This window comes from Micromonospora sp. NPDC047753, from assembly GCF_040642735.1.
Taxonomy (GTDB): Bacteria; Actinomycetota; Actinomycetes; order Mycobacteriales; family Micromonosporaceae; genus Micromonospora.
Window position 1 is genome coordinate 20,412 of sequence record NZ_JBEYSL010000023.1, and the last position, 7,015, is coordinate 27,426.

General features: G+C 71.0%; 8 protein-coding genes and 1 pseudogene. 4 read left to right on the forward strand and 5 right to left on the reverse strand.

Translation table 11 applies throughout. The features are described 5' to 3' along the window. The first annotated feature begins 66 nt into the window (after positions 1-66). The 3 genes and pseudogenes from ABZ749_RS03865 to ABZ749_RS03875 all read left to right on the forward strand — a co-directional run. Positions 67-1,077: an ATP-binding cassette domain-containing protein gene (locus ABZ749_RS03865; protein ID WP_357222467.1), complete on the forward strand. Its 1,011-nt coding sequence runs from the start codon at positions 67-69 to the stop codon at positions 1,075-1,077. Beyond that, positions 1,074-2,090, forward strand: coding sequence for an ABC transporter permease subunit (locus tag ABZ749_RS03870; RefSeq protein WP_357222469.1), 1,017 nt, complete (start codon positions 1,074-1,076; stop codon positions 2,088-2,090). Before ABZ749_RS03865 ends, ABZ749_RS03870 begins: the two co-directional genes overlap by 4 nt. A gap of 89 nt (positions 2,091-2,179) precedes the next feature. Then, a pseudogene (locus ABZ749_RS03875) lies at positions 2,180-2,431 on the forward strand (VOC family protein); the annotation flags it as partial. A gap of 24 nt (positions 2,432-2,455) precedes the next feature. Here ABZ749_RS03875 and ABZ749_RS03880 read toward each other — a convergent pair. From ABZ749_RS03880 to ABZ749_RS03890, 3 genes are all read right to left on the reverse strand, one after another. After that, entirely contained in the window at positions 2,456-3,100 is a 645-nt protein-coding gene (locus ABZ749_RS03880) for a dihydrofolate reductase family protein (protein WP_357222470.1), read from the reverse strand. A gap of 32 nt (positions 3,101-3,132) precedes the next feature. Continuing rightward, on the reverse strand, positions 3,133-3,837 hold the full coding sequence (locus tag ABZ749_RS03885; protein WP_357200669.1) for a dihydrofolate reductase family protein: 705 nt from the start codon (positions 3,835-3,837) through the stop codon (positions 3,133-3,135). A 77-nt stretch (positions 3,838-3,914) separates the two neighbouring features. After that, on the reverse strand, positions 3,915-4,334 hold the full coding sequence (locus ABZ749_RS03890; RefSeq protein WP_357222471.1) for a hypothetical protein: 420 nt from the start codon (positions 4,332-4,334) through the stop codon (positions 3,915-3,917). A gap of 47 nt (positions 4,335-4,381) precedes the next feature. Here ABZ749_RS03890 and ABZ749_RS03895 point away from each other — a divergent pair, with 47 nt between their 5' ends. Next, positions 4,382-5,263, forward strand: a complete 882-nt coding sequence (locus ABZ749_RS03895) for an LLM class flavin-dependent oxidoreductase (protein ID WP_357222473.1) — start codon at positions 4,382-4,384, stop codon at positions 5,261-5,263. A gap of 66 nt (positions 5,264-5,329) precedes the next feature. Here ABZ749_RS03895 and ABZ749_RS03900 read toward each other — a convergent pair whose 3' ends face one another. Both ABZ749_RS03900 and ABZ749_RS03905 read right to left on the reverse strand, forming a co-directional pair. Next, the gene (locus ABZ749_RS03900) at positions 5,330-5,761 is read right to left on the reverse strand and encodes an ASCH domain-containing protein (RefSeq protein ID WP_357222475.1); all 432 of its coding nucleotides are present in this window, start codon (positions 5,759-5,761) and stop codon (positions 5,330-5,332) included. Positions 5,762-5,818: 57 nt separating this feature from the next. Beyond that, positions 5,819-6,865, reverse strand: a complete 1,047-nt coding sequence (locus ABZ749_RS03905; protein ID WP_357222477.1) for a questin oxidase family protein — start codon at positions 6,863-6,865, stop codon at positions 5,819-5,821. Positions 6,866-7,015 lie beyond the last annotated feature (150 nt).

Below are 7,015 nucleotides of genomic sequence, written 5' to 3' on the forward strand. Positions count from 1 at the left end.
ATTGCGCGCTCCTGCATACCGCGTATGGTGTCGGCTGTCACGCCCACCCATCGGGGGAGGTGCAGCTTGCCAGCTGTCCTGGAGATCGAAGGTCTACGTAAGACGTACAAGAGTCGTCGACGCGGCACCCGCAACGCGCTCGACGGCTTCGACATGCGGGTCGACGCGGGGCAGGTGCACGGCTTCCTGGGTCCCAACGGGTCCGGCAAGACCACCACGCTGCGTACCCTGCTCGGCCTGATCCGACCCGACGGCGGCCGGATGGCGCTGCTCGGGCACGACGTTCCCGACGCGCTGCCCGCGGTCGCCGGCCAGGTCGGCGCGATAGTGGAGAGCCCGCAGTTCTTCCCGCACTTCACGGCCCGGGACACGCTGTCCCTGCTCGCCGGTGCGGGCGAGGTGCCGGCCGTCCGCGTCGACGAGGTCCTGGAACTCGTCGGGCTGCGCGACCGGGCCGGCGAGCGGGTCAAGACGTACTCGTTGGGCATGAAGCAGCGGCTCGCCGTGGCCTCGGCCCTGCTGAAGAACCCGAAGCTGCTCATCCTCGACGAGCCGGCCAACGGCCTAGACCCGGGCGGCATCCGGGAGATGCGCACGCTGATGCGCACCCTCGCCGAGTCCGGAATGACAGTGGTGCTGTCCAGCCACATCCTCGGTGAGATCCAGCTGATCTGCGACTCGGTCACCATCATCTCGCTGGGCCGGCGGGTCGCGTTCGGTCCCGTCGACGAGGTGCTCGCGCAGCACTCGTCCGGCGCGGTCCGGATCCGGCTGGAGGCGGTCAGCGACCTGCCGGTCGCCACCGAGGCGCTCACCCAGGCGGGAATCCGGGTCACCGGTCACCCGGACCACCTGATGCTGACCGGCGTCGACAAGCCGGCTTCGGTGACGCGGCTGCTCGCCGAGAAGAACCTCTACGTCAGCGAGTTGGCGCCGATCGCCGTCGACCTGGAGAGCGTCTTCCTCGAACTGACCGCCACCGCGCCGGTACCCGGTCAGCACCGGCAGGTCGACGAGTCCACGAAGGTTGGCGGGACGGGTCAGCCCGGTCCCGCCGGGGGAGGGTGGGGCGCGTGAGCCTCTTTCGTACGGAGCTGCGCCGGCTCACCAAGCGGCGCTTCACCCGCTACTCGACGCTGCTCGGCCTGCTGGTGCTGGGCGCCGTGGTGGTCGGGGTGTTCTTCACCAACCAGAAGATCGACGCCGCTCAGCTCGCTCGGGCCGAACGTCAGGCCGACCAGCAGTACCAGGAGCAGGTGCGCTGGAGCGAGCAGGAACGCGCGGAGTGCGAGAAGGCCAAGACGGCCGGTACGTCGAGTGACCGCCCCTTCCCGGACGACTGCTCGGTGATCACCGCCCCGTCCCGGGACCAGATCCAGGCCGACTGGTTCCTGCCCTCGACGTTCGACTTCAAGAAGACGTTCGACGAGACGTTGATCCCGTTCGCGGCGATCCTCGCCCTGGTCGGGTTCGTCATCGGCGCGTCCTTCGTCGGGGCCGAGTGGAGCACCGGCGGCATGATGAACCTGCTGCTCTGGCGGCCGAAGCGGCTCACCGTACTGCTCACCAAGCTGGCTGCGCTGCTCACCGGCATCCTGGCGGTGACGCTTCCGGCCGCGGTGCTGTGGTTCGCCGGGTTCTGGGCGGTCGCCACGTTCCGGGGCAGCACCGAGAAGATGACCTCCGGGGTCTGGCAGTCGTTCCTGCTGACCGGTCTGCGCGGAGTGGCACTGGTGCTGGTGCTCACCACCATCGGGTTCGCCCTCGCCTCGTTGGGTCGGCACACCGCGATGGCCCTCGGTGGCGTGGTGGCGGTGATGGTCGTCGGCCAGTTCGGTCTGGGCATCCTGCTGGGAATGGCGGGCGTGCGGTTCGCCGAGGCATGGCTGCTGCCCACGTACATCCTGGCCTGGATGACGAAGACGGTCACGCTGCAGGACTGGAACTCCTGCAACGCGACCTACTACGGGGAGTGCAATCCGGCCACCATGGACATCACCTGGCAGCAGTCCTCGGTTCTGCTCTCGGTCTCGGTGGTGGTGATCCTCGGGGCGGCGCTCTGGACGATGCGCCGCCGCGACATCACCTGACCGGACCGAAGTGACGCGGCGCGGCCGGCCCGGCCGTCGGGGTTCCCGGCGGTACGGACCGGCCCTACCGGTTCCCGGACGAGGGCGCACCGGAGTTCGTCGCCCTCCGACTGGGCAGCAGCGAGCTCGGCCTGGCCGCCAACCCGGAGGCTGGCGGGCCGGCCGACTCACACCGCTGGGAGCTGTGCGTCTACGCCGACGACTGCGACGCGGCAGTGGGCGCGCTGAGCACGGGTGGGGCGACGGTCACCGAGGAGCCGGTCGACCAGCCCTGGGGTGAGCGGTCCGCGCGGGTCACCGACCCCGACGGCAACCGCCTGCTGGTGCTGGCGCGGCTGTAGACGACAGTGCCGGGAAGGGCGCGGTCATCGTCTCCAGAACAGGAGGTGGGTGACTCCGCTGGGGCTGGGCACCGACTCGAGGTGGAAGCGGTCGAGCAGTTCGTCAGGGCTGTCCCACAACCGCTCGCCCCGGTCGAGGTCGACGGGCGCGACGGCGATGTGCATCGTGTCGACCAGATCGGCCTCGAGGAATTCACGAATGGTGGCGACCCCACCACCGAGGCGTACGTCCCGACCGTTGGCCGCCTGCTTCGCCTCGGCCAGTGCCTCGGCCGGGCTGACATCGCGGAGGTGGAACGTGGTGTCGGTCAGGCTGAACGACGGGCGCACGTGGTGGGTCAGCACGAAGACCGGTGTGTGGAACGGCGGGTTGTCCCCCCACCAGCCCTGCCAGTCATGGTTCTCCCAGGGGCCACGCTGGGGACCGAACTTGTTGCGACCCATGATCTCCGCGCCGATGTTGCACTCGGCGTCGCGGGTCAGGTAGTCGTCCAGGCCACGGGTGCCACCCGGCTCGGTGCGATACACGAAGCTGGCGGTGGCGGAACGCCAGGAGAACAGCGGGGTGGGGTCCGCGTGACCGAAGGGCCGTTCCAGGCTCTGCCCCTCCCCGGTCCCGAAACCGTCGCGCGAGACGTTGAAGCACTGCACCCGCAACAGTTGCGGCATGGTTTCTCCTCCTTTCTTCGAGGGGCCGTGGTTCAGTTCGCGGTCACCGTCGGGCCGCCTCCGCTGCCCCGGTCGTCGAGCACGAGCGGGGCGCGACCCCGCACCGCGTACCGGATGTGGGTCACCTGTGGGGTGGCAAGGACGCGGGTCGGCGTCAGCTCGACCCCTTCCCGGTCGCCCAGGTCGAGGTCCGCGTCGAAGAGGCGCAGGCCGGTGCCGAGCACGACGGGTACGACGTGCAGCTCCAACTCGTCGAGCAGGCCGGCCTTGAGCACCTGCCGCACCAGGCTGCCGCCCCCGGCCACCGCGACATCCTTGCCACCGGCCACGGCGCGCGCCTGCTCGACGGCGCTGACCACGCCATCGGTGACGTAGGTGAAGCTGGTGCCGCCTCCCCGCAGCAGCCGCTGGCGAGGGCGGTGGGTGACGACGAAGACCGGCGCGCGAAACGGCGGCTCCTCACCCCAGGGGATCTCACCCCCGTCGGCCATCCGGCGCCCCATCACGTACGCGCCGGCCGCGCCGAACGACTCGGCGATCACCTCGGAGTTGGTGTCCTGCTCCCCGCCGGCGAAGCCCTGCCGTTCGCGCCAGGCCGCCGCCTCGGTCGCCCACCGGGTTACCCGGAAGAATTTGGCGCTCTCCTCCGAGTCCATCCAGTTGCCGTTTCCGTCGAACTGTGGCCCAGCGTAGAAGCCGTCCACCGACACCGACAGTTGCGCGGTCACCTTCGTCATCGCGTTCTGATCCTCTCCTCGGGCGACACCCCGCCTGGGTGTCGCTCCCCGAGGGGTCGGAGCCGAACGCGGTGTCCCTACCGGGAAGAAGTGTGACCTGTGCCACTCGTCGGCTCGGTCAGGTACCACTCCCCGGCGTGTTCCGGGTCGCGTGACCAGCGCATCCGGGCCTTTTCCTCCGGGCGGGGGCTCCAGTCCCGGTAGGGCGCGAGGGCCACCCGCCAGGCGATCACCGCGAAGACGTAGAGGCCCGGGCCGACCAGCCAGAGCAGGGCGTCGCGTCGCCGATAGGAGGCATACGGCGCGAGCCAGGCCGTCGCCGCCACCGGCACCGCGATCGCGCTGAGGTCGGCCAGCGGCCCGCGGCCGAACCGGGACTCGACCAACTCGCGGAGGATGAGGGACGGAACGACCACCCCGACCAGCAACGCCACCGTGCGGATCATGCGGAGCCGGCGAGCCGGGGGTACGCGGGCGGCGGTTGCTTCGGCGGGCACCACCGGAGGGTAGGGCGCGGGTGGCCGGCCCGACTAGGGTGGCGATCATGCGGATTGGCATCGTGATCCTTCCGGACCAGCGGTGGGCGGAGTCGCAGCGTCGCTGGCGGCAGGTCGACGAGTGGGGCTTCGACCACGCCTGGACGTACGACCACCTGGGTTGGCGTGACCTGGTCGACGGCCCGTGGTTCGACTCGATGGCCACGCTGACCGCTGCTGCCACGGTGACCTCGCGCATTCGACTGGGCACTCTCGTGGCGTCGCCGAACTTCCGGCACCCGGCCGCGTTCGCCAGGCAGATCACCACTGTGGACGACGTCTCCGCCGGCCGCCTGCTGCTCGGTCTGGGAGCGGGTGGCATCGGCTTCGACTCGGCGGTGTTGGGTGGTGAGACGCTGCCGCCTCGTCAGCGGGTCGACCGGTTCGCCGAGTTCACCGAGTTGCTGGACCTGATCCTGCGGGAGGACGGCACCACCTGGCGTGGGGACTGGTTCGCCGCTGTGGAGGCCCGCAACAACCCCGGCTGCGTGCAGCAGCCTCGGGTGCCGTTCGTGGTGGCCGCCAACGGGCCACGGTCGATGCGGTTGGTGGCCCGCTTCGGGCAGGGGTGGGTGACCACCGGCACCGGTGACGACAACGACCTGGCGGGTTGGTGGGCCAGTGTGTCGGCGTTGTCCGCGCGGATGGACCGGACCCTGGACGAGGCCGGCCGTGACCCGGCCAGCCTGGACCGCTACCTCTCGCTGGATGCCGCGCCGGTCTTCTCGCTCAGCAGCGCACAGTTCTTCGCCGACCAGGTCGGCCGCGCCGCCGAGCTGGGCTTCACCGACGTGGTGACGCACTGGCCACGCGCCAGCAGTTGGTACGCCGGTGACGAGGCCGTCCTGGTGGACGTGGCGACGCGGCTGCTGCCACAACTACGCGACTGAGCCCGCCGGGCCGACACGTCGGCCCGGTGGGAAGCCGGCGCACCGACCCGGCTGGGAGCCGCCGCGTCAGGTGCCGAGGTCGCCGCTGGCCACACCGCCCTCGCCGCCGGAAACCAGGCGGAAGCGCAGGCAGACGATCGGGGTGTCGCCGTCGACCGGCGTGCCGAGGCGCGCCCAGTAGGTCGAGTGTCCGGCCCGCCACTCCTCGATCGAGCGGTCACCCTCGCCCTCGGCGTGGGCGAAGTCCCAGGGCACGTCGGCGAATCGGACCACCTCAACTTCGGTGATCTCCACGACGCCGGCCAGTGCGTTGTCGTCGTCGACCAGGGCCAGGCGTTCGCCGACGTGCTCCAACTCCTCGCCTTCTTCCGCGTACTCGGCGAGTCGGCCGGCCGTCGCGGTCTTCACGCCGGCCAGCACCAGGGTGTTGAGGGTCGACCGCAACTCGCCGGGGGTGCCGAGGGCGAGGGCGCGCAGTTCACCGATCCGAGGCCACATCCTGCCGAGGCTAGGCCAGGGCGCCCCCGGTCGACGCCGCAATACCCGTCGCCCCGCTCAGATCAGTTGGCCGGCGTAGCCGGGTGCGGTGAGGAGCCGCTCGTCGGCACTGGTCACGTACGCGTCGAGGATCGCGTCGGCGAGCTTGACCACGTGCTCGTCGCCGTGGCGGGCCGCGCGGGCGAAAACCTCCGACGGCGTCGCGGGGGTGACGGTCGGTGGCGCGATGCCGTTGGCCGGGGCGTACACGGAGGTCATGGCCGCCGTCGCGGCCCAGGCCGCTGCGAAGCTCGGCGCCCACAGAGCCCGGTCCAGCGCCGGCAGGGTACGCAGCACGGCGGTCGGCGCGGTGACCGCGTGCACCAGCATGACCGGGTTGGTGTGCCCGAAACGCAGGTAGTCCAGACCGGCCCGGTGCACCAGCGTGGTGAGCCCCCGCTGCGCCTCGGCCGGGCTCCGCGCGGGGCGCAGCGCCGCGAGCGCAGGCCCCCACCGGGGTACGGCCGGCAGCCGGCCCAGCCGGTCCCGGACCCCTCCGGTCTGGTCCTCGATCCGGGGCAGCCCGGCCAGCGCGCCCGCCACGTCGATGTCGTCGGTACCAGGCTCGTCGGGATCGCCGGTGAACAGCCGGTCGGTGCCGGGGATCGGCTGCCAGCGTGCCGCCCAGTAGCCGAGGGCCTGGCCCAACTCGGTGAGCCGCCGTGGGTTCTCCTCGTCCGCTTCGAGCGCGCGTACGGCGTGCCCGACCCGGATCACGCCGTGGGTGGCGCCGGCGGCGATGCCCGGCAGCAGCCGGGGCCACCAGGTGGCGAGCACGTCGCGCCATTGGTGTTCGCGCAGTTGCCTGTCGAAGTAGGCCAGCCAGTCACCGGCGCGCTTCGGGTCGCCGAGCGCGTCCCGCCAGTCGTCGATCGGGTGCAGCCCCCGGGGCAGCTCATCGAGTCGGCCGAGGTAGTCGTCGAGCCAGCGGTGCACCCGTTGCTGGTGCCCGTGCCGGACCAGCGCCTCGACGGCCATGGGTCCGTGGTTGGACAGCCAGCCCTCGAACTCCGGGCCGGTGCGGTGCAGTCGTTCGTACGCCTCGTCCAGTGTTCCCTCGCTCATCCACCGATCGTCGTTCTTCAACCTCGCTTGAGGTCAACCCGGCAGATCCGCGGCGTCGATCAGGCCGGTGATCCGTAGGTTGGCCGCGATCTCGGGCGGGCCGCCAATATGCCCCTTTCGGTTGGTAATGTCGCTTAAGTGCTTACCGCC